This is a genomic window from Iodidimonas gelatinilytica, assembly GCF_008579125.1.
Taxonomy (GTDB): domain Bacteria; phylum Pseudomonadota; class Alphaproteobacteria; order Sphingomonadales; family Rhodothalassiaceae; genus Iodidimonas; species Iodidimonas muriae.
In genome coordinates, this window is sequence record NZ_BKCL01000004.1 from 168,754 (window position 1) to 194,553 (window position 25,800).

The 25,800-nt window shown below is 55.8% G+C and carries 23 protein-coding genes and 4 pseudogenes; 16 read left to right on the forward strand and 11 right to left on the reverse strand.

What is annotated here, in order from left to right; all coding sequences use genetic code 11:
* Positions 1-24 precede the first annotated feature (24 nt).
* The 3 genes and pseudogenes from typA (at position 25) to JCM17844_RS07245 (ending at position 3,350) form a co-directional block, all read left to right on the forward strand.
* Positions 25-1,859 (forward strand): annotated as a pseudogene (typA, locus tag JCM17844_RS07235) (translational GTPase TypA).
* 369 nt (positions 1,860-2,228) lie between these two features.
* Entirely contained in the window at positions 2,229-3,098 is an 870-nt protein-coding gene (locus JCM17844_RS07240) for a mechanosensitive ion channel family protein (protein ID WP_210431568.1), read from the forward strand.
* A gap of 12 nt (positions 3,099-3,110) precedes the next feature.
* A complete protein-coding gene (locus JCM17844_RS07245) occupies positions 3,111-3,350 on the forward strand; it encodes a GlsB/YeaQ/YmgE family stress response membrane protein (RefSeq protein WP_150000333.1) in 240 nt (79 codons plus the stop codon).
* A 15-nt stretch (positions 3,351-3,365) separates the two neighbouring features.
* Here JCM17844_RS07245 and JCM17844_RS07250 read toward each other — a convergent pair whose 3' ends face one another.
* Positions 3,366-4,511 (reverse strand): NAD(P)/FAD-dependent oxidoreductase, encoded by a 1,146-nt coding sequence (locus JCM17844_RS07250; protein WP_150000334.1) that lies wholly within the window; start codon positions 4,509-4,511, stop codon positions 3,366-3,368.
* Between the two features lie 62 nt (positions 4,512-4,573).
* Here JCM17844_RS07250 and hisN point away from each other — a divergent pair, with 62 nt between their 5' ends.
* From hisN to JCM17844_RS07310, 11 genes and pseudogenes are all read left to right on the forward strand, one after another.
* Positions 4,574-5,404: a histidinol-phosphatase gene (gene hisN / locus JCM17844_RS07255; protein ID WP_150000335.1), complete on the forward strand. Its 831-nt coding sequence runs from the start codon at positions 4,574-4,576 to the stop codon at positions 5,402-5,404.
* Between the two features lie 372 nt (positions 5,405-5,776).
* Positions 5,777-6,318, forward strand: a pseudogene (locus JCM17844_RS17220) (A24 family peptidase).
* Between the two features lie 3 nt (positions 6,319-6,321).
* Positions 6,322-7,206, forward strand: a complete 885-nt coding sequence (gene cpaB, locus JCM17844_RS07270; protein WP_150000338.1) for a Flp pilus assembly protein CpaB — start codon at positions 6,322-6,324, stop codon at positions 7,204-7,206.
* Positions 7,203-7,991, forward strand: a complete 789-nt coding sequence (locus JCM17844_RS07275; RefSeq protein ID WP_150000339.1) for a pilus assembly protein N-terminal domain-containing protein — start codon at positions 7,203-7,205, stop codon at positions 7,989-7,991. Before cpaB ends, JCM17844_RS07275 begins: the two co-directional genes overlap by 4 nt.
* Positions 7,992-7,996: 5 nt before the next feature.
* Positions 7,997-8,626, forward strand: a complete 630-nt coding sequence (locus JCM17844_RS07280; RefSeq protein WP_210431569.1) for a type II and III secretion system protein family protein — start codon at positions 7,997-7,999, stop codon at positions 8,624-8,626.
* A gap of 17 nt (positions 8,627-8,643) precedes the next feature.
* Complete coding sequence (locus JCM17844_RS07285) at positions 8,644-9,318, forward strand: CpaD family pilus assembly lipoprotein (RefSeq protein ID WP_150000341.1); 675 nt, start codon at positions 8,644-8,646, stop codon at positions 9,316-9,318.
* Positions 9,319-9,408: 90 nt separating this feature from the next.
* Complete coding sequence (locus tag JCM17844_RS07290; protein WP_150000342.1) at positions 9,409-10,380, forward strand: CpaE/TadZ family protein; 972 nt, start codon at positions 9,409-9,411, stop codon at positions 10,378-10,380.
* Positions 10,368-10,559: a hypothetical protein gene (locus JCM17844_RS07295; RefSeq protein ID WP_150000343.1), complete on the forward strand. Its 192-nt coding sequence runs from the start codon at positions 10,368-10,370 to the stop codon at positions 10,557-10,559. The genes JCM17844_RS07290 and JCM17844_RS07295 overlap by 13 nt, the downstream gene beginning before the upstream one ends.
* Positions 10,556-12,279, forward strand: a pseudogene (locus JCM17844_RS07300) (TadA family conjugal transfer-associated ATPase). The gene JCM17844_RS07295 and the pseudogene JCM17844_RS07300 overlap by 4 nt, the downstream one beginning before the upstream one ends.
* Before the next feature lie 5 nt (positions 12,280-12,284).
* Positions 12,285-13,274: a type II secretion system F family protein gene (locus JCM17844_RS07305; RefSeq protein ID WP_150000344.1), complete on the forward strand. Its 990-nt coding sequence runs from the start codon at positions 12,285-12,287 to the stop codon at positions 13,272-13,274.
* Positions 13,264-14,253, forward strand: a complete 990-nt coding sequence (locus JCM17844_RS07310) for a type II secretion system F family protein (protein ID WP_150000345.1) — start codon at positions 13,264-13,266, stop codon at positions 14,251-14,253. The genes JCM17844_RS07305 and JCM17844_RS07310 overlap by 11 nt, the downstream gene beginning before the upstream one ends.
* Here the strand turns inward: JCM17844_RS07310 and JCM17844_RS16525 are convergent.
* The 3 genes from JCM17844_RS16525 to JCM17844_RS07320 form a co-directional block, all read right to left on the reverse strand.
* Complete coding sequence (locus JCM17844_RS16525; protein WP_268885091.1) at positions 14,243-14,365, reverse strand: hypothetical protein; 123 nt, start codon at positions 14,363-14,365, stop codon at positions 14,243-14,245. The genes JCM17844_RS07310 and JCM17844_RS16525 overlap by 11 nt on opposite strands.
* Positions 14,366-14,755: 390 nt before the next feature.
* Entirely contained in the window at positions 14,756-15,286 is a 531-nt protein-coding gene (ahpD, locus tag JCM17844_RS07315; protein WP_150000346.1) for an alkylhydroperoxidase, AhpD family, read from the reverse strand.
* A 103-nt stretch (positions 15,287-15,389) separates the two neighbouring features.
* Positions 15,390-15,944 carry a peroxiredoxin gene (locus tag JCM17844_RS07320; protein ID WP_150000347.1) on the reverse strand — a complete coding sequence of 185 codons (555 nt, stop codon included), beginning with the start codon at positions 15,942-15,944 and terminating at the stop codon, positions 15,390-15,392.
* A 113-nt stretch (positions 15,945-16,057) separates the two neighbouring features.
* Here JCM17844_RS07320 and JCM17844_RS07325 point away from each other — a divergent pair, with 113 nt between their 5' ends.
* Positions 16,058-16,963: a hydrogen peroxide-inducible genes activator gene (locus JCM17844_RS07325; RefSeq protein ID WP_150000348.1), complete on the forward strand. Its 906-nt coding sequence runs from the start codon at positions 16,058-16,060 to the stop codon at positions 16,961-16,963.
* A 43-nt stretch (positions 16,964-17,006) separates the two neighbouring features.
* Here the strand turns inward: JCM17844_RS07325 and JCM17844_RS07330 are convergent, their stop codons facing one another.
* The 5 genes and pseudogenes from JCM17844_RS07330 to JCM17844_RS07350 form a co-directional block, all read right to left on the reverse strand.
* On the reverse strand, positions 17,007-17,801 hold the full coding sequence (locus tag JCM17844_RS07330; RefSeq protein WP_210431572.1) for a class I SAM-dependent methyltransferase: 795 nt from the start codon (positions 17,799-17,801) through the stop codon (positions 17,007-17,009).
* A gap of 72 nt (positions 17,802-17,873) precedes the next feature.
* Entirely contained in the window at positions 17,874-19,148 is a 1,275-nt protein-coding gene (locus tag JCM17844_RS07335) for an amidohydrolase family protein (protein WP_150000350.1), read from the reverse strand.
* Positions 19,145-20,548: an amidohydrolase gene (locus JCM17844_RS07340; RefSeq protein ID WP_150000451.1), complete on the reverse strand. Its 1,404-nt coding sequence runs from the start codon at positions 20,546-20,548 to the stop codon at positions 19,145-19,147. The genes JCM17844_RS07335 and JCM17844_RS07340 overlap by 4 nt, the downstream gene beginning before the upstream one ends.
* A 228-nt stretch (positions 20,549-20,776) precedes the next feature.
* A pseudogene (locus JCM17844_RS17225) lies at positions 20,777-22,389 on the reverse strand (peptide MFS transporter).
* A 3-nt stretch (positions 22,390-22,392) separates the two neighbouring features.
* Positions 22,393-22,827, reverse strand: a complete 435-nt coding sequence (locus tag JCM17844_RS07350) for a hypothetical protein (RefSeq protein ID WP_150000351.1) — start codon at positions 22,825-22,827, stop codon at positions 22,393-22,395.
* Positions 22,828-22,861: 34 nt separating this feature from the next.
* On the opposite strand from JCM17844_RS07350, the gene JCM17844_RS07355 reads away from it, so the two are divergent.
* Entirely contained in the window at positions 22,862-24,223 is a 1,362-nt protein-coding gene (locus JCM17844_RS07355) for a TldD/PmbA family protein (protein WP_150000352.1), read from the forward strand.
* Here the strand turns inward: JCM17844_RS07355 and JCM17844_RS07360 are convergent.
* Entirely contained in the window at positions 24,166-24,930 is a 765-nt protein-coding gene (locus tag JCM17844_RS07360; protein ID WP_150000353.1) for a TorF family putative porin, read from the reverse strand. The two genes, JCM17844_RS07355 and JCM17844_RS07360, sit on opposite strands and share 58 nt — an antisense overlap.
* Positions 24,927-25,751: a M23 family metallopeptidase gene (locus JCM17844_RS07365; protein WP_150000354.1), complete on the reverse strand. Its 825-nt coding sequence runs from the start codon at positions 25,749-25,751 to the stop codon at positions 24,927-24,929. Before JCM17844_RS07365 ends, JCM17844_RS07360 begins: the two co-directional genes overlap by 4 nt.
* Between the last annotated feature and the right edge of the window lie 49 nt (positions 25,752-25,800).

Consider the following 25,800-nt stretch of genomic DNA (forward strand, 5'->3'; position numbering starts at 1 on the left):
GTTCTTTAAGAGAGTCGAAAGTTCATGACCCTGCGAAATATCGCCATCATCGCCCATGTCGATCATGGCAAGACCACGCTCGTTGACCAGATGTTCCGTCAATCCGGCGCCGTGCGCGACAATCAACGTGTTGCCGAGCGCGCCATGGATTCCAATGCTCTGGAACGGGAACGCGGGATCACCATCCTTGCCAAATGCACGTCCGTTGTCTGGAAGGACACGCGCATCAACATCGTGGACACCCCGGGCCATGCCGATTTCGGCGGCGAGGTGGAGCGTATCCTGTCGATGGTGGATGGCGTAGTGCTGCTGGTGGATGCGGCCGAAGGGCCGATGCCACAAACCAAATTCGTTACCCAAAAGGCACTGGCCCTTGGCCTGCGTCCCATTGTTGTGGTGAACAAAGTGGACAAACCCGATGGCCGCCCCGATGGGGCCCATGAAGAGGTGTTCGATCTGTTTGCCGCCCTTGATGCCAATGACGAGCAACTGGACTTTCCCACTCTTTATGCGTCAGGCCGCGACGGATGGGCCGTTGAATCGCTGGAGGACGAGCGCAAGGATCTGTCCCCCCTCTTCGATCTGATCGTGCGCCATATTCCCACGCCAGCCCCCGTGCGGGACAACACCGCCGACAAACCCTTTGCCATGCTGGCAAGCCTGATGGAACGCGATCAGTTTCTGGGCCGTATCCTGACAGGCCGAATCGAGCAAGGCACGGTGCGTGCAGGCACAACGGTGAAAGCAATGAACCGTGATGGCAAGCTCGTCGAGCAAGGCCGCATCAGCAAGGTATTCAGCTTTCAGGGTTTGGAGCGAGTGGCGGTAACAGAAGCCCATGCGGGTGACATTGTTGCCATTGCCGGTCTGGAAACCGCCACCGTGTCCGACACGCTGGCCGATCCGACCGTAGAAGACGCATTGCCATCCTTGCCCATTGATCCCCCCACCCTTGCCATGACCTTCTCGGTCAATGACAGCCCGCTTGCAGGCCGTGAAGGCGACAAGGTGACCAGCCGGGTGATCGGAGAACGCCTGATGCGGGAAGCGGAAGGCAATGTGGCCATTCGCATTTCCCAAAGCGCCGACCGCGATGCCTTTGAAGTGGCCGGTCGCGGCGAATTGCAGCTTGGCGTGCTGATTGAAACCATGCGCCGCGAAGGCTATGAACTGTCCGTTTCGCGCCCCCGCGTTCTTTATAAAACCGATGAAAATGGCAAACGCCTTGAACCCATGGAAACCGTGATGGTGGATGTGGATGAAGCCTATCAGGCACCGTCGTTGAGAAAATGAGCCTGCGCAAAGCGGAATTGACTGACATGCGGCCTTCGGGCGGCGGCAAGGTTCGCCTGACATTCACGGCTCCGGCCCGTGGGCTGATCGGCTATCACGGCGAATTTCTTACCGATACCCGCGGCACCGGCATCATGAACCGGCTGTTTGACAGCTATGGTCCCTATAAAGGAGCCATCGCCGGACGCCGCAATGGCGTGCTGATTTCCATGGAAACCGGCAAAGCGGTCACCTATGCGCTGTGGAATCTGGAAGAACGCGGCGTGATCATGATCGATGGTGGCGACCCGGTCTATGTGGGCATGATCATCGGCGAACACAGCCGCGGTCAGGATTTGGAAGTGAACCCGCTGAAAGCCAAAAAGCTTACCAATATCCGCGCAGCGGGCAAGGATGAAGCCGTGGTTCTGACCACACCGCGCCGTCTCAGCCTTGAAGAAGCGCTGGCTTATATCGGTGATGATGAATTGGTTGAAGTCACGCCCAAAGCCATTCGCTTGCGCAAGCGCTTCCTGGATCCCCATGAGCGCAAACGCGAATCCCGCAAGGCCGAAGCCGTCGGCTGAACAAACTAATGCAGCGATAAATAAACCGGGCGCGGGATCAATTTCCGTGCCCGTTTTCTATTGCATCAGCGCCCACCCGGTCGCCAGATCCGTCGCCTCCTTCTTTCGTCATCCCGGATATTCTTTTCCGTCTCTCCCGGACACCCCTTTTCGTCACTCCCGGACTTGATCCGGGAGTCCACACCGGCGTTACCGCTGCGCACCATCAGGAAAGGCATGAGGTCTCACCTGAGTGAAAAGGGGAAGAAAAGGCACCGTCCTTAAAGGCCACAACTTCGATACGTCATATTCACATTATTTATCGTAATTTACACACCAACATGCCATAAACCTTGTTTGGGTTTTAACGACAAGGAACGGAGCGAATTCGTGGATCAGGAACAAATCAAACATCTTTGGGAAACGGCTTTGGGGCTGATAACCACATATGGCATCTCGGTTATCGGCGCCATTGTCATTCTTGTTATCGGTTTGTGGGTAGCAGGCATTGCCAGCCGCGCGGTAACCCGGATGATGGGGCGATCGAAAAAGATCGATCCCACATTGACCGGTTTTTTTGCCAGCTTGGTAAAATATGCCATCATCCTTTTCACCATCATCGCGGTGCTGCAGAAATTCGGCGTGCAAACCACCAGTCTCGTGGCGGTCGTTGGTGCCTTGGGTCTTGCCGTTGGCCTGGCCTTGCAAGGCACATTGGCCAATTTCGCCGCTGGTGTGATGCTGCTGCTGTTCCGGCCTTTTCGGGTGGGGCAATATGTAGATGCGGGCGGCATTGCCGGCACCGTACAGGGCATCAGCCTGTTTTCAACGGAAATGGATACGCCGGATAATGTGCGTATCACCGTGCCAAACGGGCAGATTTGGGGCCAGTCCATCCGCAATTTCAGCCATCATGCAACGCGGCGGCTGGATGTGCCATGCGGCATCTCTTATTCCGATGATGTGGATAAGGCGATGGAGATCATGAAAAGCACTGTCATGGCCGACAGCCGTGTTCTGGGGGATCCGGCACCGACTGTTTTTGTGGATAGCCTTGGCGACAATTCGGTCAATCTGGTGGCGCGTTTCTGGTGCAATGCGCCGGATTACTGGCAGATGAAATGGGACAGCACAAAGGCCATCAAGCAAGCCTTTGACAAGGCCGGGATCGACATCCCCTTTCCCCAACGCATGCTTCATGTGGCAGGCGGTGTTGTCTCTGTTGACCAAAAACAGAAAAAAGAAACCAAAAGTGCATAAGGATCCCCTAGCATGAGTCTACTTTATTTCCTCCTTATCGGCCTTGCGGCAGGGTTTATCGCCGGCAAGGTGATGCGTGGTGCAGGCTTTGGCCTTTTAGGCAATCTTTTGGTGGGCATCGTCGGTGCGCTGATTGGCGGGTTTTTATTCGGCCTTCTGGGGCTGCATGCTTATGGCCTGATCGGCAATCTGGTAACGGCCACTCTTGGGGCAATTATCTTGCTGTGGATTGCCGCGAAAGCCAAAAAGTAAAAGCACGTTTCAACGTCACAATCTAAACCGCGCCGGGGCATATCGCTCCGGCGCAACGGCATGGGCTGCGAGCCAATCGGGCAAATCCTCGCTTAAGGTCACCGCTTTTGTCAGCGCCGCCATAGCAGGAGCCGTCTGAATACCGTAGCCCCCCTGCCCGGCACACCATATGAACCCCGCACAATCCGGATCGCGCCCCACCACCGGAACACGGTCCGGCGCAAAGCTGCGCAAGCCCGCCCATTTACGCCCCACAGAAGGCACATCCAACGTGCTGATCCGCTCGATCCGATCAATGGTTTTGGCAATGTCCAGATCTTCAGGCTGCACATCGCAGGGATTCATGGGTGTTTCGTCAGCGGGAGACGCCAGCATCTGTCCGGCTTCCGGCTTAAAATAAAGGGTTTCATCAATATCGATCACCAAAGGCCAATCCGGTGAAATCGCAACGGTTTTCGGCTTGAATACCATGGCCGTACGGCGCATGGGCTGCAGCCCGACAGGAGCCACCCCCGCCATCCGCGCCACATCATCCGCCCAGGCACCTGCCGCATTCACCACCATCGCCGCTTTGATGGTTCCTTTTGAGCTATAGGCCATAAAACCCGAAGATATCTGCTCCAGCTTTTGCAGTCTGGCATCACATAGCAACCGTCCGCCCCCGCGACGCAGTTGCTTCAGATATCCTTGATGGATTGCCCCCACATCCAGATCACAACAATCCGGATCGTCCATCGCCCCGCTTATACCCTCCGGCCTTAGAACCGGCACGCGGGCAAGCGCCTCATCGGCGGAAACCAGACCGATAGACGGCACCGTCTTTGCCAATTCCTCTGCGCGGCGCAGGGCCCTGTCACGGTTATGGGCCCCATAGATATGCAAGCAGCCACGACCGGTCATCAACGGGGCATCGGAAAAGACTTTCGGCGGCTGGAGATAGAAAGCCTGAGACGCATTGGTCAGTGGCAAAATCGCGGGCCCGCCATAGCTTTGCGCATAAAAGGCCGCCGATCGGCCCGTGGTATGATAACCGGGCATCTCTTCGGCTTCAATCACCAGAATATCAGCGGTGTCCACCAATTGCGCCGCCGCCGAAGCGCCGCCGATACCGGCACCGATCACAAGGATATCGCATTGATAATCAGGATGAAGACTTGGCATAATGCGCTGCAATGTGGTCAAAACATCGGCTCGGCACAAGAAAAACAATCAAAGGATCAGCCATGACCTCACCGCATACATCGCCCCCCCTGCCCGCCGATAGGCTGGAAGAGCTGGCTGAATTCGCCCAAACACTGGCGCAAGCGGCAGCCAAAGCCACTTTACCATATTTCCGCCAGCCCATGGCTGTGGAGGACAAAGAAGGAAAAGCCGGCTTCGATCCGGTGACAATCGCTGACCGCAATGCGGAACAAGCCATGCGGACGCTGATTGAAGAACACTATCCGGATCACGGCATCATTGGCGAGGAATTCGGCACCAAGCCCAGCCGCTCCGGCCCTTATTGGGTGCTGGACCCTATCGACGGCACCCGGGCCTTTGTGGCGGGTTTGCCAAGTTGGGGCACCTTGATTGCTTTCAATGACGGGACGCGGCCCGTTATCGGCGTGGTGGCGCAACCCTATATTGGCGAAGTGTTCCTTGGCATAAATGGATCGGGGATTTGCCGTTCCAGCCTGAATGGCCAGATCATCAAAACCCGCCCCTGTGCGGCGCTTGGCCGGGCCACCCTGTCCACCACCGGATTGAATTTTTTCACCGACCCCGAGCGAGAGGCATTTTTAGCGCTGGAAAAAGAAGCCCCCATCACCCGCTATGGGTTTGATTGCTATGCCTATGCGATTCTGGCCACGGGCACTATTGATCTGGTGGTAGAAGCCGGGCTGGAGCCTTATGACATACAAGCGCTGATTCCATTGATTGAAGGAGCAGGCGGGCATATCACCACATGGCGTGGTGGCGATGCCCAGCAAGGCGGGCGCGTGATTGCGGCTGGCGATAGCACCCTTCATGCGCAAATTCTTGAACGACTCCGCAGCGTGGAACAGAAGTAGCCCTCCCGATATAAAGGAGCGCCGCTATCCCATATATCTGACAGCACATAGTGGCGCTCCGCAAATATAAAGCGCCTGCGCCAATCACCACCAAAGCCTTTCCTGACCAGCCAGACCTTTCAATCAACCCCAAATCCGGCTTGGGGTGGCGGGATATGCTGTGTTTGAACCTACTTGGCCTGACAGCAAGGGCGACTGCCCCCCTGACAAAACTTATTAAAGACGCTCAAAATGCCGCGTGCAAAAGGATGATTCAGGACCTTTGACCAGCCAAGGGAAAATGCCCTGTGTTGAATAGACCAACAGACTCACAAAACATTAACTTCTTTTTTCTATGACTGGATTGAATAAAGAAAACAAACGTCAGGCAAAATGTTGGTTATCTTTAATATAATTTTAGTCGTTTTACTGATCTGGGCTGCTGTCCATGATCTGCGCACGCGGTTGATTCCCAATCGCATCCCTGCGCTGATTGTCTTATTGTTTCTGCCCGCAACGTTTTTGGGTTATGTGCCCAATGGCCCACGCATCTGCTGGTATTCGGCAGTGTCTTTGCCATCACGGCCACAGCCTTTGCCCTTGGCTGGATGGGCGGCGGTGATGCCAAGCTGATCCCGGCGATCGCGCTTTGGGCCGGACCACAGCATCTGGTCCTTTTTCTTCTGGCGATGACATTGGCGGGCGGCCTGATTGCCGCAATCCTGCTGGTCTTGCGCAAGAAACCCCGAAATACTTCCATTAGTCCCTCCGAGAACCAAAGCCCAGCCGCCGCTCAAGATGGCTCTGCCGCAGCATATACGCCCAGCGTGCCTTATGCCGTGGCCATTGCCATTGGCGGTGGCGTTTTCCTTATCCAACCAGTTCTTAACGCTTTTGGCGCAGTCTTATGGCCAGTCATCGGGAACGGAGTGTAGCCAATGCCCATGCGATCCATCATTCTTGTTATTGTGGCGATTGTTCTGGCCGGGGCCACAGCGCTTCTGGCCCGCAGCTTGCTGAGTTCCAATGGGACCGAGCAACAAACCGCCACCGAAAAACCAGTTGAAACCACAAAAGTTCTGGTGGCCGCCACACAGCTTGGCATCGGCAAGATCATCGCCCGCGACGATTTCCAGTGGCAATCCTGGCCCGATGAACGGCTGCACGACAGTTATTTGGTGAACGGCCTTGTGAATGCGGAAGAATTTGTCGGCCATGTGGTGCGCACGGCTGTGCGGGCCGGTGAACCGATCACCCGCGCCCAGCTTGTTGCCCCCGGTGCGCAAGGATTTTTGGCCGCAGCGTTAACGCCGGGTATGCGGGCTGTCACCGTTCCCATCAATAATATCAGCGGTGTTGCGGGCTTTATCTTCCCCGGTGATCGGGTGGATTTGATCATGAACCATGAAATCACCGATTCGGAAGGCAACAACCGCACGGCCAGCGAAACGGTGATGGAAAATCTGCGTATTCTGGCCATTGATACCCGCACGAACAACGCCCCTTCCGAAGATGGCACCGCCCCAAGCCCGCAAGTGGGCAGCACGGCCACCTTGGAAGTAACGCCCAAAATCGCCGAAAAAATCACCGTCGTCACCAGCATTGGCAGCCTGACCCTGAGCCTACGCAGTCTTGCTGGCGATTCGGAAGATGGCACCTTGGCCTCTTTTGCGCCCAATGATGCGGTGAAATCCCATACATGGGATGCGGATGTCAGCCATCTGCTACCCACCGTTGATCCCAACAAAGACAAAAATATGGTCCATCTCAGCCGTGGCGAAGAGATCTCGGTCCTCGCCTTTCCCAAGGAGTCTGGCCAATGATCGGTCTGCGGTCCATTGCCATCGCATCCGCGCTTGTTGCGGCAAGCCTTGCGGTCCCCTTCGACGCCAGCCATGCACAAAATGATGCACAACGCCTTGATACCAATGGCGAAATTCTGGCGCTTGAAACCAATAAAGGCGTGTTGTTGCGCCTTGATCGCCCGGCCAGCGATATCTTTATCGCCAATCCCGAAATTGCCGATGTGCAGGTAAAATCGCCCCGGCTGATCTATGTCTTCGGGGTGGCACCGGGGGAAACCACTTTATATGCGCTGGGAGCCGATGAGCAGCCGATCTATTCCGCCAGTTTGCAAGTCACCACCAATCTCACCCGCCTTGATGAGCTTTATGAACAGCTTTTGCCCGATTCGTCGGTGCAGATACGCATGGTGAATGGCACGGGCTTGCTGGAAGGCGTTGCCCCCACAGCGGCCTCGGCAGAAGCGGCGGAACGCTATGCCCGCACCTTTTTGAAAATGGATGTGGTCAATCATATCAACGTTGTGCAGCCCACACAGGTCAATCTGCGGGTGAAATTCGCTGAAGTGGGCCGGTCCACCTTGAAGCAGCTTGGGGTCAACTGGGAATCGCTGTTCGATATCGGCGATGGCACCATTGGTCTGCTGACCGGTCGTAATGTTGTGGAAACCATTGCCGATCCAATCACGGGGCTTCCCACCAATGTCTTTTTGGGCGACGACACTGCCGACAGTATTCTGGGCAGTGTCAGCACTGGCAATATACAACTGAACGCAGTGCTGGATGCCTTGGAAACCGAAGGCTGATTTCTGTGTTGGCGGAACCCAATCTCACCGCCGTCACCGGGCAAACGGCCACCTTCCTTGCAGGAGGCGAATTCCCCGTCCCCATTCCCGATGAAGATGGCATTGCCATTGAATTCCGCGAATTCGGGGTGCGCCTTGCCTTTACGCCTTTTGTGGAATCCAGCGACCGCATCACATTACGCGTTGCTCCCGAAGTAAGCGAACTGACCAATACCGGAGCCATCAATATCAGCGGCATTGCCGTCCCCGCCCTATCGACGCGCCGGGTAGAAACCACTGTGGAGCTGGGATCGGGGCAAAGTTTTGCCGTGGCGGGCCTGATGCAAAGCAATCTCAACCAAGATGTGCGGAAATTCCCCGGCTTGGGCGATATCCCCATCCTTGGGGCACTGTTCCGCTCCGATGCCTTCCGGCAGCGCGAAACGGAACTGGTGGTGATTGTTACCCCTTATCTGGTGAAGCCCACCGATGCCCGCAATCTGGCGCTTCCCATGGATGGGGAGAAAATTCCCAATGATGTGGAACGTTATCTGCACAATGAAATGATCAGCTATGCCCCACGCACCCTTGATGCGCCGGGCGCGGGTCGCTCTGGCCCCAGCCTTGTTGGCCGTGCCGGTTTTCGGCTGAAATAACACGAAGGACTTAAGGCATGAGACAGTCTGTTCGGAAATTGGCACGGGTTTCGGTGGCAAGCATCGCTCTTGCTCTTCTTGGTGCCTGTCAGTCTTCTTTACCGGCCCATTATGACGGCATTGAGCAAGAGGCCCGCAATGAGGTGCATATGGTGCGCCTTGCCCATAAAATCGATGCGGCAGCCGATGACGGGCTGGCCGATCGCCAGAAAACAAACATCATCCGCTTTCTGGCCGAACTGGATGCGGGCTATGGCGATAGCGTAACGCTGGTATCCGGCACTCGGTTCCCCGAACCCGCTTTCGCCGATCTGGGCCGGATCATCAGGGCGCATGGGCTGGCCTTGGGGGCCGATGCCGCCAGCATTGGCGAAGAACCCGACAGCAATGGGGCCATATTGGTTGTGGATCGCTATATCGTCACCTCACCGCAATGCCCCAATTCGGTGCTGCAGATGTCGAAGAATTACACCAATGCAAGCTCCCCGCAATTCGGCTGCGCCAATGTGATCAATCTGGGCCAAATGGTGGCCAATCCGCGCGATTTGCTGACAGGCAATGGCAATGGCCGCACCTCTACCGGAAAAGCGGTGCAATCCTTGCGTGCATGGCGAGAAGAAGTGCCGATTATTCTGGTGCCGCAAGGGGCCGATAACGGGGCTAGCGGCTTTGGTGGCAGTGGTGGATTCTAGGAGAAGTTGAATGGCGTCTACAGCTGCAATGCATGATCGGGCAAATGAAGAACGCGAAGCCTTCGGTGCTATATTTGTGACGAAGAAACCGTGGCTTTGCTGGCTCCGCTGGCCGAAGAGCATGGCTGGCTTCCCGAGCGCATCCACAAAGGCGGTGTGGCCAATGCAGTGCGCTCTTTATCGGTGATGCGCTCGCCGGAATTTCTGATCGTTGATTTATCGGAATCGGGCGATCCCCGCGCCGATATTGGCGCTTTGGCCGATGTGTGTGAACCGGGAACGCTGGTGCTGGCCATTGGTATAATGAACGATGTGCATCTCTATCGTGATCTTTTGGCTTCGGGCATCCATGATTATCTTTTGAAGCCCGTGGATTTTGGCGATCTGCGCGAATCCGTGGCTTTGGCCCTCTCTGCCATGGTCGAGCCAGAGATCCAGACCCCGAAAAAAGAAACAACCAAGCGCATGGTTACGGTGATCGGGGCGCGCGGTGGCGTGGGCGCCAGCGGGCTTTCTTCCGGGCTTGCGTGGATTTTGGCCGATGAGTTCGACACCCATGTGGGATTGCTGGATCTGGATCTGAATTTCGGCACCGATGCCATGACCTTTGATCTGGAGCCGGGCCGGGGCTTGAGCGATGCTTTGGAAAATCCCAATCGCGTCGATTCGCTGTTTATCGAACGGGCCATGCTCAAGATCTCCGACAAATTGTCTATCCTTGGCTCTGAAGCGCCATTGGGTGATCCCATGACGCCAGATCCGGCGGCCTTGCAAAATTTACAAGAAGAGCTGGCCGAGAATTTCGATGTGGTGCTGGTAGATCTGCCGCGCTCCATGGCCAGCAATTATCCTTTGACCCTTGCCAATGCCTCCGATGTGGTGCTGGTGACGGATCTGTCTCTTGCTGCCACCCGCGATACCATCCGGCTTTTGAGCCTTATCAAGCCAATGCCCCCACCGCTACGGTGCATCTGGTGGCCAATAAAGTCCCCCCGGTTATCCAACAGGAAGTGTCGCAAAAGGATTTTGAGGCATCCATCGAACGCGCGGTGGATTTTTTGATCCCTGCCGATCCGAAAAGCGTCGTTTTGGCTGCAAAACAGGGCAAGCCCTTGCCGCAAGCCCTGCCCGCATCAAAGCCAGTGGCGCAAATCCGTGCCTTGGCGCAGCGCCTTGCTGGCGACAATGCCAAGCCGTCCAAATCGTCCTTCTGGTCCAAACTGGTGCGTAAACCGTCATGAAGCAAAGCACGCCCTTTTCCCGCCGATCCACGTCCGCGCGTCGCAGCCTGGCAGGATTTGGCCGTGCAAACGGCGAGGCTGCCAATGGGGCAACACTTGGTGCCTCTACAGGCAATGACGTGTTGGAGGTTCAAAAACCAATGGCACCGTCCGGCCCTGCACCGGAGCCAAAGCCCGCAGACGCGGTGCCAAATTCCCCACAAAATATCGACGATCTCAGCGATCTGATCGAATCGAAAATCGGCAAACATATCACCCCGGAAGAGGTGCGCATGTCGTCGCGCGCCGATCTGGCTTTGGCGGTGGAAGATTATGTGCGCCAAATCGCGGGCGAAACCGGGATCGAGATCACGGATGCGGAAGTGCGTGACCTTGCCACCTATCTTCTAAACGATCTGATCGAACGGGCAGGCGGCATTGAAGACCCATTATCAAGCCTGACACCCCCCAAATCCGCCAGCACCGATACGGTTTTGCACGCCAAGGAAGTGGTGCAACCGCTATTGATGGAGCATATCGACCCACAAGCCGCCAGCGAACTGCCCCGGTCGGAACTGGCCGAACAGGTGGGCGATGTGGTGGGCGAATTGCTGGTTCAGGAAAAGATCAACCTGAACCTGAAAGAACAACGCGATCTGGTGACGCTGCTGCTCAATGACATGCTGGGCCTTGGGCCTTTGGAGCCATTGCTGGCCGATGATGCCATCAGCGATATTATGGTCAATGGCCCCAATCAGGTTTATGTGGAACGGGGCGGCAAGCTGGACCTGACCGATGTCACCTTCCGCGACAATCGCCATCTTCTGAATATCGCCCAACGGATCGTGACCGCCGTGGGCCGCCGGGTCGATGAAACATCGCCCATTTGCGATGCGCGCTTGGCCGATGGCAGCCGCGTCAATGTGATCATCCCGCCGCTGGCCATTGATGGGGCCTCCATTTCCATCCGCAAATTCGCCAAGCAAAAGATCACGCTGGAAAAAATGCTGGATTTCGGCTCCATGTCGCCCAATGTGGCGCAAGTGCTGAAAATCGCCGGGGCCTGTCGGCTGAATATCTTGATTTCCGGCGGGACGGGGTCGGGGAAAACCACCATGCTGAATGCCGTGTCCCGCTTGATTGATCGCGGCGAACGGGTGGTCACCATTGAAGATGCGGCCGAATTGCAGATGCAGCAACCCCATGTGGTGCGCCTGGAAACCCGCCCCGCCAATCTGGAAGGCAAGGGCGAAATCACCATGCGCGATCTGGTAAAAAATGCCCTGCGTATGCGCCCCGACCGTATCATTCTGGGAGAAATCCGCGGCGGAGAGGCCATTGACATGCTGCAAGCCATGAACACCGGCCATGATGGTTCTATGGGAACCATCCACGCCAACCGGCCACGTGAAGCGCTCACCCGCTTGAAAATATGGTGAATATGGCGGGCTTGAACTTGCCAACAAAAGCCATCCGCGAACAGATCGCCGCAGCCCTTGACCTGATCATTCAGGTCAGCCGCATGCGCGATGGCGGGCGCCGCACCGTCTATGTCACCGAAGTAGTGGGCATGGAAGGCGATGTGATAACAACGCAAGACCTGTTCCGCTTTGAATGGAAGGGACAGGATGAAAGCGGCAAGCTTATTGGCGACTGGGTGTCCTCCGGGGTGCGCCCGCATTTCATGGCGCGCGCCGAATATTTCGGACTGGGTCGGGCCTTGATGCAGGCGATGGGGTAAAAATTATGGCAAGTGGAAACGATACGCTTCTTATCGCCCTTATCTTCGGAGCCAGCCTGCTGATTTTTGGTACATTGGCGGCGGCCTTCTTGTTTTCCGGCACATCGGATAAGCGGGTGCGGGCGCGTCTGACCCGCTATCGCGCCAAATACGGCCCCTCTGGCGGAGTTGCCCGGGCCCGATCCATCCTTGCCGATCAGGACAACTCCTCCCCGTTCGAAGCCATGTTGGCGCGTTTCGTGCCACGCCCCGAGAGCTTCCGCAAGCGCCTGCAAAAAACAGGAAAAGACGTTCCCGTTGGACGTTATGCGATTATTTGCGCAGTGGTCTTATTGGTCTCATCCCTTTTGATGATGCTGTTTTTCTCTTTGCCCTTTGCCTTGTCTTTGCTGCTGGGGGTGGTGATAGGAATCGGCCTGCCGCATTTTATTGTGTCGCGCATGATCGCCAAACGGGAAAAACAATTTCTCGCCCTGTTCCCTGAAGCCATTGAATTGATCGTGCGCGGTCTGAAATCGGGCCTGCCCATCAATGAAACCATCACCATTGTCGGCTCGGAAGTAGAAGACCCTGTGGGCACGGAGTTTCGCAAGATCGCCGATCAGGTACGCTTTGGGAAAACGCTGGAAGATGCCATGTGGCAAGCCGCCGATCGGCTGGATTTCCCCGATTTCAAATTCTTCGTCATCAGCCTTGCCATTCAGCGCGAGACCGGTGGCAATCTGGCAGAAACTTTGGGGAATTTATCCAATATCCTGCGCTCGCGCCACCAAATGAAGCTCAAGATCAAAGCCCTGTCCTCCGAAGGGCGTGCCAGCGCCATGATCATCGGCTGCCTGCCTTTCATCATGTTTGCCATCATCTACGCTATGAATGCGGAATATGCCTCCACCTTCTTTACCGACCCGCGGGCCATGATCGTGCTTTTCGGGGCCTTGATCTGGATGGGCCTTGGCGGGTTCATTATCTCCAAAATGATCAGTTTTGAAATATGAGCAATTTTCTCCCCTTTGGCCTGGCCTGATTGATCTCATCACCCTGCTTGTGGGGGCGACGGCCTTTATTGTCGTGATTGCCGTGTGGCAATCAGGCATTGTGGCGCGCGATCCCATGAAAGGGCGGATCAAATCCTTGCAAGACCGCCGTCAGGCCCTGCGTGCCGGACTGATCACCGAACCAAAGCGCCGCGCCAGCCCCATAAAGCAGCCTCAAGGCGTGAATGTCATGCGCGAGGTGGTCAAAAAGCTGAAGCTGGCGCAAAATGAAACCACGCAAAAAGTTTCGAAAAAAATGATGCAGGCCGGTTGGCGGCAAAAGGATGCGGTGGTCATCTATCTGTTTTTCAAGATGGTCTTGCCCATTCTGATCGCCGTGACGGCGGTTGTTTTCGTCTATGGCCTGGGGGTTTTGAATGGCAAACCCATGATGGAAATGCTGGTGCCACCCGGAGCCATTCTCCTGGCATTCATGGCCCCCGATCTGGTGGTGAAAAACCAAACTCAAAAGCGCATGGATGCCATCAGAAAAGGCTTGCCCGATGCGCTGGATCTTATGGTTATTTGCGCAGAAGCGGGGCTAACCCTTGATACGGCGCTGAACCGCGTCACACAGGAAATGGGCAAAAGCGCCCCGGAACTGGCCGACGAATTCGGCCTTGCCTCCATTGAGCTTGGCTTTCTGCCCGACCGCCGTCAGGCGCTGGCCAATCTGGCGGAACGCGTGCCTTTGCCCTCGGTGCGAGGCGTTGTGACCACATTGGTGCAAACCGAACGATACGGCACGCCTCTTGCCATGTCCTTGCGGGTTTTATCGGCGGAATTTCGCAATGAGCGCATGATGAAAGCGGAAGAAAAAGCCGCCCGCCTACCCGCCACCATGACGGTGCCCCTGATTCTGTTCATTCTGCCCACTTTGTTTGTGGTGCTGCTTGGTCCGGCGGCGTGCCAGATCAGCGACGAACTGATCAACCGCTAAGGGCATCGGGCAATCCATAAAGGGCTAATTCGGTCACTTGTCTGTCTATTTGCGACTCGGCCGACAAGGCATCCTCCTTGGAATGTCTGCCCATGGCAATGGGAAGCCCCACGATCTCTCCGTCCCCAAAAAGTGCATAAATGCCGCACTTTAAGAAGCAGATTATTATAGATCCTGCGTTTCTCTTGATATTGAAGGTCGTTTGGGGAAGAATGGTCGGGAACACTTGGCCAAGCCTTTTGGCGCGTGCCGGTGTTCATGTGTGGCTATTTTATAGCCGCATATCCTCGCTGTCGTGACTCGGGCCGGGTACCATTGGAACCCGGCCTCTTTTTTCGCCAGCGCACGCATATCAAGCATGCCCGAAACGACTTTGGCCGGAACACTGAAATTTAAGGCCACAAATGGTCAGAAAAAAGGCAATTCAGCCTTTTTATGGTTTGCTGGCCCAAGATTGCAGCGCCAACCTTATTGCAAAAGCGTTGCGGGGGCTGCCCTTACCTTAAGCCAGCGCTTCTTCTCCATCCAATGTCCGCGCCACCGCATGCAAGACCGAAGCAATGCGCACAGCCGCCTGCACCGCTTCCGCGCTCAATCCCCCCTTACGCAGCACCTTGTCATGGCTGTCGATGCACATGCCGCAGCCATTGATCGCTGAAACAGCCAAAGAAAACAGCTCGAAATCCAGCTTGTCGATCCCCGGATTGTTGATCACATTCATCCGCAATTTGGCGGGCATGGTTTTGTAATCGGCATGGGAGGCCAGATGCACGAACCGGTAATAGATATTGTTCATGGCCATGAGTGAGGCCGCCGCTTTCGCCGCATTCTGGGCCTCGTCGCTTAGTTTCCCGGCCACTTCTTGCTGTACATGACGAATCACCGTCTTGTTGGAAGATGCCAAAGCGCAAGCCAGCATGGTTCCATAAAGCTGCTGTTCATTAAGAAGCGTCTCGCGCGCAAGACTGGACAAATTCAGCTTCAGGTCTTTGGCATAATCAGGGATCAGCCCCTTTAACTCTTCAAGCGCCATCTTGGTTCACTCCGTTTAGAACAAAGGGAAAAGTTGTGGCAAAAAAAAGCCCGGCCAAAGGATACCCCCATGGCCGAGCCCCTGTTTTCAACGCAAAGAAGCGTTAGGCGACTTCTTTGGCCACGTCGATGGTTTCTTCGCCGCTATGCCAGTTGCACGGGCACAGTTCATCGGTTTGCAGCGCATCAAGAATACGCAGCACCTCTTCAGGGTTGCGGCCAACGCTCAGATCGTTTGCCTGCACCATGCGGATGACCCCGTCCGGGTCCACAAGGAAGCTGGCCCGCAAGGCCACGGCTTCGTCTTTTTCCAGAATGCCCAAAGCGCTGGACAGCTCTTTCTTGTTATCGGCAAGCCACGGGAATTTCACCGCGCCCAGATCTTCACGGCTGTTGCGCCATGCGAAATGCACGAAATCCGTATCGGTGCTGGCCCCGAGCACAACGCAATCGCGGTCTGCAAATTCATCGGCCAAAGCATCGAAAGCCAGAATTTCCGTGGGGCAGATGAAGGTAAAATCTTTCGGCCAGAAGAACACCAGCTTCCATTTGCCGGAAAAGCTCTGGTCGGTCAGGCGCTCGAAATCGCCATCGGGCAGGTCGGTGTTGGACACAGCCTTCAGATTGAAGGCAGGAAATTTATCACCAATGGTCAGCATAGGATGTCCTCGCTTTTTGGTTAGGGGAAACTGTTTGAACGCCTCTTATGTGACATTGTTGCTTTTATTGATCAAACAGATATTTTAAATATCATTAATCGATAGAGGCGATCATGATCACCCCCACATTGAAACAGCTTCGTTATCTGGTGGCTCTCCACGATCAAATGCATTTTGGTCGCGCCGCAGAAAGCTGCCATGTGACCCAATCCACCCTGTCTTCAGGCATTGCCGAACTGGAAACGCTTTTGGATGCGGATTTGGTGGAGCGCACCCGCCGGGCCTTGTGGTTCACCCCCTTGGGGGAAAATGTGGTGAAAAAAGCCCGCAAGATTCTGCGAGAGGTGGACGAGCTGGTGGATCTGACCCAGGCGGCGTCCGAGCCACTGAGCGGCACCATCCGCATTGGCATCATCCCCACCATCGCGCCTTTTCTTTTGCCGCAGGCCATGCCGCAATTGCGCATCGCCTATCCCAAGCTAAAGCTGCAATTCCGTGAACAATTATCCGATATTTTGTGCCATGAATTATTGTCTGGCGAACTGGATATCATCCTTTATGCGTTGCCTTATCGGTGCGGCGATGTGCATGAAGAACCATTGTTCCAAGACCCTTTTCTAGCCGCCTATCCCCCCGATCATGCGCCCTTGCCCGATATGGTAAGCACCGAGGATCTGGATGGTGAAACCCTGTTATTACTGGAAGAGGGCCATTGCCTGCGCGATCACGCTCTCGCCGCCTGTTCTTTGCCGGGGGTTGATCCTTCGCGCTCCATATTGGGAACCAGCCTGCACACCTTGGTGCAAATGGTGGAAAGCGGCATGGGCATGACCCTGATCCCCCAAATGGCGCTGGACGGCGGCATCCTGAATGGCACCCATGTGCGCACCGTCCCGCTTTCCGGCGATGCACCTGCCCGCACCATCGGCCTTGTCTGGCGCAAAAACTCAGCCAGACAATCGGACTATATGCTGTTGGCAGACATGCTCAAAAGCTGGCACAAAAAAAGGAAACAATGACTTCTATTCACGCTCATCCTCTGGAGCGGGGTAACATCAGCGATCAGCGATCAGCGCGGATGAACAAATAATCACCGCCCTTGTGGCTGTATGATCGGATGATGTCACAAATAGCACCGCTCTTGATGTCCTTGGCAAGTTGGTCAAGTCCGTGCGCCACCTCTCCTGCATCGGCGAGATTGGCAAAGCTTGAAATGCCTGCGCGAAACCCTGCATCCAGATAAAGCTGCGGACGATGTTTACCGCTATATAAAAACAGATCCTCAAGCGTTTCGGTCACCTCATAGGGCTCGGTATCAATATGCGGAAAGCCCGCCACATAGAGGGCTTTGACAAGTTTTTCCATATCTGGCATCTGTTCCCATGATCGACGCAACATGGTTGGAAAATAGCGGCAAAGCCAATAGCGTTTCATTTGCAAAGGCAAAGCGGTAAGGAGCACCAACCGCCCGCTTACAGGATGGACAAGGCGACCGATTTCACAAAACGCGGCCATCAGATCTGGGAAATGATGAATGGCAAGTGTACAAACAGCCCCATCGAAAGCGGCACTTTTGAACGGCGTTTGCCCCACATCCGCCAACACGAACCCCTCATGCGAGGAAGGGCGGCCTTTTTTCCGAGCCGTGGCGATCATTCGGGCAGAGGCATCAAAGCCCACAATACGCACGCCAGCTTTAGCAAGGCTGAGAGTATAATTGCCCGTGCCGCAGGCCACATCCACATAGCGCTCCCCTTCAACCGGGCGCAAAAGCGCCTTTAATTTGTCGCGGATATAGGGGTCTGGCTTACGCGTTGCATCATAGCCCGACCCGATCTGGTCATAAAGAGCGTCCATGATCGACACCATCCATAAAAAAGGTCGGGACGCAAGCGCCCCGGCCTTTGATTTTCAAAGCAAATCTAGGCCTTAATGGCGATAGGCAAAGGGTTGGTCGCCGCCCAGATCCAGATAGCGGTCACGCAATTCGGTCTGGCGTGAAACCAGTTCCATTTCCTGACCAGCGATAAAGACAGCATCGGGGCTGGACATCACTTCCAAAGGATCGCCGTCCCAAACCACCAGATCGGCGGCTTTTCCGGCCTCCAAAGACCCAAGATCACCGGCCACGCCATAAAGCTTTGCCGGGTTCAGGGTGATGGCAGCCAGCGCCTTGTCCCATGCCATGCCATTGGCCACCGCATTGCCCGCATATTGCAAGACCAGCCGCGCATTGTGGCTATCACCGCCCGTATCGCCGATCACCACCAGAACCCCGGCATCCGCCAAACGGGCCGCATTCTGTTGTGTGGCTGCCAGCATCGAGAAATCGCCGGGCAGATTATCGAAAGGCTGCACAATCACCGGAATCTTGGCGGCGGCCAATTTATCCGCCACCATCCAGCCTTCAGCAGCGCCCACAATGGCCAGATCCAGCTTTGGCATATCCTGTTTCAAGCGGATGATCTGTAACAGGTCGCTGGCCCGTTGGGCATGGACCAGCAATTTTTGCTTGCCGGTCACCACCTGTTCCAGCGCTTCGGCGTCCATGGCGCTGACCACCCCATCCCAATCAGACGGATTGGGAGATTTGGCATAACGCTGCGCATCCTTTAAGGCATTGATCAGCGTAATCACAGCGCCCGCGCGCGAGCCGCCCGCATCGCTGCTTCCCGCCTCGCCCAAAGAGGCCGTCATGAAAGCACGCGGGGTTGTCACCAGATCAAAGCCTTCACCCAGATGGATCAACGCCCCTTGCCCTGCAAAAATGCTGTCGCCACCCGATGCTGTCACAGCGGCGCGGGTAATCCCTTCAATGCGGCTGACAGGAATAGTAGTGGCCAGCGGGTTGATGGCATAGCTGATATCGAAAGCCGCATGAAACGGGCTATCCCCGGAAATGGAGCCATCGCGGGTACCACCAACGGCGTTCACTTCTACAGCACCAAGCTGGGTGAAAGCGGCGAAGATACCCGGCGTGACCACCTTATCAGAGGCATCGATTTCGCGGTAACCGGACGGGATATCAAGCCCGCGCCCCACCGCTTCCACTTTGCCGTCGCGGATCAAAACCGTGGCATTTTCAAGGGTGCCGGCAGGCCCCATGCTGTGAACGGTTCCGCCGGTGATGGCGACCGTTTGCGCCAAAGCCGAGCCTGTGAGCATCGCCATGCCTGCGATGAAAGAGGTTGCAAGAGCCTTCATTTCGCATCTCCTTCACCGGGTTGGCCCAGTTCAAAATCCATCACCGGCTGATGGGCCGGATCTGTCATATCCCAGACAAGCGCCCCATCCACATACACTTTCTCTGCCTTGCTATAGCTGGAGAAGGGATCGCCCGACCATAAAACCACATCGGCATTCTTGCCCGCTTCCAGGCTGCCGGTCTGATCGGCAATGCCCAATGAACGCGCCGGATTAAGGCTTAGCCATGTCCAGGCCACTTCCTTGGGGATATCGACACCGGCTTTTTTGGCATCGGCCAAGGATTTCGCCGCTTCCTGATTCAGCCTTTGAATACCCACCTCCGAATCGGAATGAACGATGGCGCAGGCTCCGGCTTTGTGAACGAAGGGGATATTTTCGCGGATGCCGTCATAGGCTTCCATTTTAAAGCCCCACCAATCGGCCCACATGGCAGCGCAGGTTTCATTGTCTGCCAGCAGATCACCGATTTTATAAGCCTCCACCGCATGATGAAAAGCTGTCACTTTATAACCAAATTCCTTTGACATATCAATGACCTGAGCCATTTCATCGGCCCGGTAGCAATGCATATGCACAAGGATATCGCCATCCAGAACACCTTTTAGCGTATCCATTTCAAGATCGCGGCTGGGGGCCTTTGCCTCTTTTCCAGACGCTTTTTTCGATTCGTAGTCGTCCCATTTTTCTTTATAGGCCGCCGCTTTGATCCAACTGGCGCGATAGCCTGCAAAATTGCCCATCCGTGTGGAAGGCGCACGGCCCTTTCCGCCATAAACCCGCTTTGGATTTTCACCACAGGCCATTTTCAGGCCATAGGGTGCGTCGGGGAATTTCATGCCCTGCACGGTACGCGACGGCACGTTTTTCAAGGTTACACCGCGGCCACCAATAAGATTGGCAGAACCGGGCAACACCTGAAGCGCCGTAACACCGCCCGCAAGGGCGCGTACAAAGCCGGGGTCTTGCGGCCAAACGGAATGCTCCGCCCACACTTCTGCCGTCACCGGAGCCGTGATTTCATTGCCATCGGAATGGGCCCGAACGCCCGGAGAAGGATAGACGCCCAAATGGCTGTGCACATCAATGATACCCGGTGTCACCCATTTGCCTTTGGCGTCGATCACCACGGCATCTGCCGGTGCGTCCAAATTGCGGCCAATGGCGACCACTTTTCCGCCCTGCATAAGAACCGCGCCATCATCAATGCGCTTTCCTGCGCCATCCAGCACCACCGCATTGCGGATCAGCGTGGGGCGCGACGGTAACGCATGATAGGTCGAAGGATAAGGGCCGGATTTTGATGATTCGGCCTTCGCCACCCCACTTGCTGCGTCCCCATTGGCTATGGCGCGTTTGGGGTCCGCCCCATCCGCACTGGCGCAACCGGCAAGGAACAGGGCTGCCGCCGCTGTCGCCGCAAAAACGGCCTGTTTATTATGAGCATGATGCCTCCTTGAGCATTCTTGTTGTCCCGATGGTGGCAACGCTAGCAGGCAATGGGCGCATTTGTCATGCCTTGAAGAGAACAATGGTACCCTTCCTCCACATAGCCCCCCATTTTTCCTTAAAAAAAAGAGCACCGCCCACTCAGGACGATGCTCTTTTCTTCTACTTATAACGAAATCTTATGCCTGCGATGGCCGAGGCTTTGTTTCAAGCTCGGGGTGCATCCCCGGGCTTTGCGCCTCTCCTACTTCTTCATAGCCAGCCAGTTCGCTATCATCTTTCAGCGTATCAAGATGCATCAGGCGTTTCACAAGCGGCGCGACAACCATCACAGCCACCCCGACCCCGATGGCCACAAGCCCGATGGTCGTATAAACCTGCAAAACGCTTTCCTTGGCCAGATCCGTGCCGCCCGCATGGCCGCCACCGGTGGCCTGCGCAATAAGACCGCCAACAAAATTACCGCCCGCCGTAGCAAAAAACCACGCGCCCATGATCAGGCTGGCCATATGCTTTGGTGCCAAACGGTTCATCGCCGAAAGTCCCACCGGGGACAGGCACAACTCGCCCGTGGTGTGCAACAGATAGATCAGGAAGATGAACACAACCGGCGTTGCCATATTGAGGCCCACCATATGCGCGCCACCCACCAGAACCAGAAAGCCCAGGCCAAGCTGCACGATCCCAAGGCCGAATTTGGCTGGTGTGGAAGGCTCCAGCCCACGCTTGCCAAGGAACACCCAAAGCCATGCGAACACCGGACCAAACAGCACGATATAAATGGGGTTGAGCGATTGGAAAATCGAAGCAGGCACGCCGGCGCGGTCCACATAACGATCTGTAAACAGATTGAGCGACGATCCCGCCTGTTCAAACAACCCCCAGAACAAGGGCTGCAAAGCAATCAGGAACACCACGGCAAAGATTCGATCGCGTTCTTGCGGTGTCAATTTCGTGATGGCCACAACAAGCACATAGCCCAGCAATACAACGCCGGATCCCATCAACAGCCAACCGACCACGCTTGATATTGGATCAGGGTCCAAATCAGGCCGACAGACGCCACAGAAAGCAAATAAAGAAGCCATTCCAGCTTCAGCACGCCGCCAATCCGTTGCGCAAGTTTTTCGGGATTGGGCGATTCGCCACGACCCATAAGCAAAGGTGTTTTCCAGATAAACACCAACAAACCAAGGAACATGCCAAATCCGGCGGCACCAAAGCCGTATTTCCAGCCATAGGTCTGGCCCAGATAACCGGCGACGAGTGTGCCGATGGCCGCGCCCACATTGATGCCCATATAAAAGATCGTATAGGCCCCGTCGCGGCGTACATCGGTAAGGGAATAAAGCTGCCCCACGATCACCGAAATATTGGCTTTCAAAAAGCCCGATCCAACAATGATGAAGGACAAAGCCAACCAGAAGATATTGATGGTCGGATCGCCTTGGCCGCCGGTTCCTTCAAAGGCCATCAGAACATGACCGCATGTCAATAGGATCGCGCCGAACAAAACCGCTTTTCGCTGGCCTAGATATTTATCGGCCAGATACCCGCCCAAAACCGGCGTGATATAAACAAGGGATGTATAGGCCCCATAAATGATAGACGCCTTGCCATCGGAAAAAAGCCAATGCTGGGTCAGATAGAAAATCAAAAGCGCCCGCATCCCGTAATAGGAAAAGCGCTCCCACATTTCGGTCATGAACAGGACGTAAAGCCCCTTGGGATGACCGAGGAACTCCCCTTGAGATCCCCCTGCGGCAAGCGCCGCATGTCTGTTGTCAGCCATGTATCAATTCTCCACTTCCCAAAACGCCTGCGCTTTGGGGTGCTGCAACCTTGTCATTATGATCTTCTGGATCATCCAAAAGAACTTTGTGGCACTCAAAAAACCACAGAATAAACCATTTGCACAGCCCCGCTGAAAGCAACACAGAAAATTCGCCGTTACATTAAGCATTGTTTCTATATATTTCACGCTCTTGTGAACAGCAGCGAGCATGCTGTGACAAGACATATATGAAAAATTTGGTATTATTTGCGAGCAATGAACGCGTAATGTTTGTTCAACGCGGTCGCGGAGCGCACGACGTTCCCCCTGTTCCGACCCACTTGCCTTGGGCTTCGCGATCCCTAAGATCACCCCCGCAGCACCCTCTGCGGGGGTTTTCCTTTTCCTGCCCTTTCCTACATGGCTATGCTTGTCATCGCCCCCGTCGGAGGTCATATAGTTGATCCCTTCTGGAACATAGCGAGACGTCATGACCACCATATCCGCCCAAACACCCCCGACCGCCGATATTATTGCCGACCTGATCCACCGTGCCAAAGCCTTGGGGGCCGATGCCGCGGACGCTCTCGCGCTTTCCAGCAAATCTGTCGCCATCAGCTACCGCATGGGCACGTTGGAAGATGCGGAACGATCGGAAAGTATGGCTTATGGCCTGCGAGTGATGATCGGCCAGAGCAGCGCCACCGTTTCCACATCCGATCCGGGAAAAGATGCACGGCAAACCCTTGTAGAGCGTGCCATTGCCATGGCCAAGGTAACGCCTCAAGACCCCTTTATCGGCCTTGCGGACCCTTCTTTGTTTGCCACCAACCGCGATGCACGGGGCATGGATCTGTTTGACGGACATGTATTCGATGAAGCGGAACTGACCGATCTTGCCCGCACAGCCGAAGAAGCCGCCCGCGCCGTTGATGGTGTCACCAATAGCGGCGGAGCCGGAGCCAATGCGGCCCATATGCGTATGGATTTGATGACCAGCAACGGATTTTCCGGCGGTTATGAAGGCAGCAGCTATTCCATATCGGCCTCTGTTCTGGCGGGCACCGGAACCCAAATGGAACGGGATTACGACTATAGTGCCGCGCGCCATTTCGCGGATCTGGACCCGGCTGAAACCATTGGCAAACGGGCCGGAGAACGGGCCGTGCGCAGGCTGGGGGCAGAACGCCTGCCAACGGCAAAGCTGCCGGTGATCTTCGATCCACGCGTTTCCAACAGCCTGCTTGGACATTTTGCACAAGGGGTCAATGGCGCGTCCATTGCGCGGGGAAGCAGCTTTTTGCGTGATAAAATGGGAGAACAGGTATTTGCACCCGGCATATCCGTGATTGACGCCCCCACGCGCAAACGCGGCCTGCGATCCCGGCCCTTCGATGCCGAAGGCGTTATGGTCCGCGACCTGCCCCTGATTGAAGATGGCATCTTGCAAAGCTGGGTGCTGGATTGCGCAACGGCGCGCAAATTGGGCCTGCAAACCACCGGCAGTGCCATGCGGGGGCTTTCCAGCGCCCCTTCGCCCGGCACCAGCAATCTGTATATGACGGCGGGAACCACCCCGGTGGCCGATCTGATCGGTTCGGTTTCGCGCGGCTTTTATGTCACGGAACTGATCGGCATGGGGGTCAATCCCGTCACCGGCGATTACAGCCGGGGCGCTGCCGGTTTCCTGATTGAAAATGGTGTCCTGACCCATCCTGTCAATGAAATGACCATTGCGGGCAATCTGGTCGATATGCTGGCGCGGGCCATACCGGCAGACGATCTTTCATTCCGCTATGCCATCAATGCCCCAACCCTTCTGATCGACCAGATGACAGTAGCCGGCACATAACGGCAGAAATTCTCTGAAATCCATGGGTCAGAAATAAATCCGCAGCGCCCCCACAAACCGGGCGCTGCCGATATCGGCATCCGAATCACTGTCTTCATAGCCCATAGACAGTTCAAAGACCTTATACCCCGCTGCAAAACCCATTCCCCAATCGGTTTTGTTTTTGGCATTATCAATGGCTTCATAGCCACATGCGCCGTGCCCGTCAGCCAAGGCAGGCCAGGGATCGGCACTTCGGTTTCCACATAGCCATAAAGCGTTTGTTCATTGCGCACAGCCCACCGGCCATCAGGGGCATAGCTCAGGCCCGCTGCGGCATAGAACAGCCCCAAATCCCGCGACAGCCGGGCCCGCATTTCCGGATAGACAAAGTCGTCCCCGCCCAGAAACCCGTCAACAGAAACCGAAAGGTCAAGCTCATAGGCATCCAGCGGCATGACCATACCCAGAATTCCGCCAGCACGCACATCCGCACCAAACGCATCCACATGAGCCACATTGGCTCCCGCATAGAATTTCTCGCCAAAATCCAGAAACAGCGCCGCCGAAGCGCTTGGGTCCTCATCCGACAAAGACAAGCCCCGATCCACAAGATCGCTCATCCCTGCCAGAGTGCCCGACAATCCCGACGGCATCTGCTGCGCCATGGCCACCGGAGCAAGGACAAAGCCCAGAAGAACGCCGAAACATGCGCCTTTCATGGTCATGGCGCACCTGCGACATCAGCGGCCTCTTCCAACACCAAGGCGGGGTCCACACGCACATCGAACCAATTGATGCGCCAATCCACATGGGGGCCGCTGGCCCGCCCCGTTGCGCCAAGGCTGGCCACTTTCTGCCCCTGCTCCACATGATCGCCCACCGCCACATCAAGGCTTTGCAGATGCATCAGGGTCGAACTGACACCGAACCCATGATCGATGATCAAAATGCCGCCCTCCAATAAAAAATCCGGCTCTGCCAAGCGCACAATGCCTGAAGCCGGAGCCAGAACCGGCGTCCCTTTGGGGGCGGCCACATCCAGCCCGTAATGGGGCGAGCGGGGCTTGCCGTTCAAAATGCGTTGCGATCCATAAACGCCGGAAATACGCCCCTCAGCGGGAAGCCGGAAGCCATCTTCCCAGAACAACTGTTCGCTGATCTCGCCCCGGGCTTTGCGCACCATGGCGGTTTCGCGCTTGCGACGGTCATAATATTCAGGCGGCGGCGTAACGGTTTTTGGCGGCAGGCCATCGACCCGTTCAATTTTGAACGTCCGGTCTTCCAGCTGCAGCATTTGCACCTGCGGTGTCCCATCAGGAGCGATGGTTTCCAGCCTTTGCTCCAAGGGGGCATCCCGGCCAAATCCAATGACGAACCGGCCATCGGCGGCCACCATCACCGGTTTATCATTCAGGCGCACACTAGACCCCGGCGCAGCCAGACCGAAGACCAACCCACCTTGCGCCAACCGGCCTTTCAGCTCTGCCGCCTGCAAAGCTGGAGCAAAAGCCACCAGACAAACCAATAAACCAAGAAACTGCCGCATCTTATGATCCTCTGCCTTCTTTTCGCTCAGAATAGGCAAGAGTGCGGCG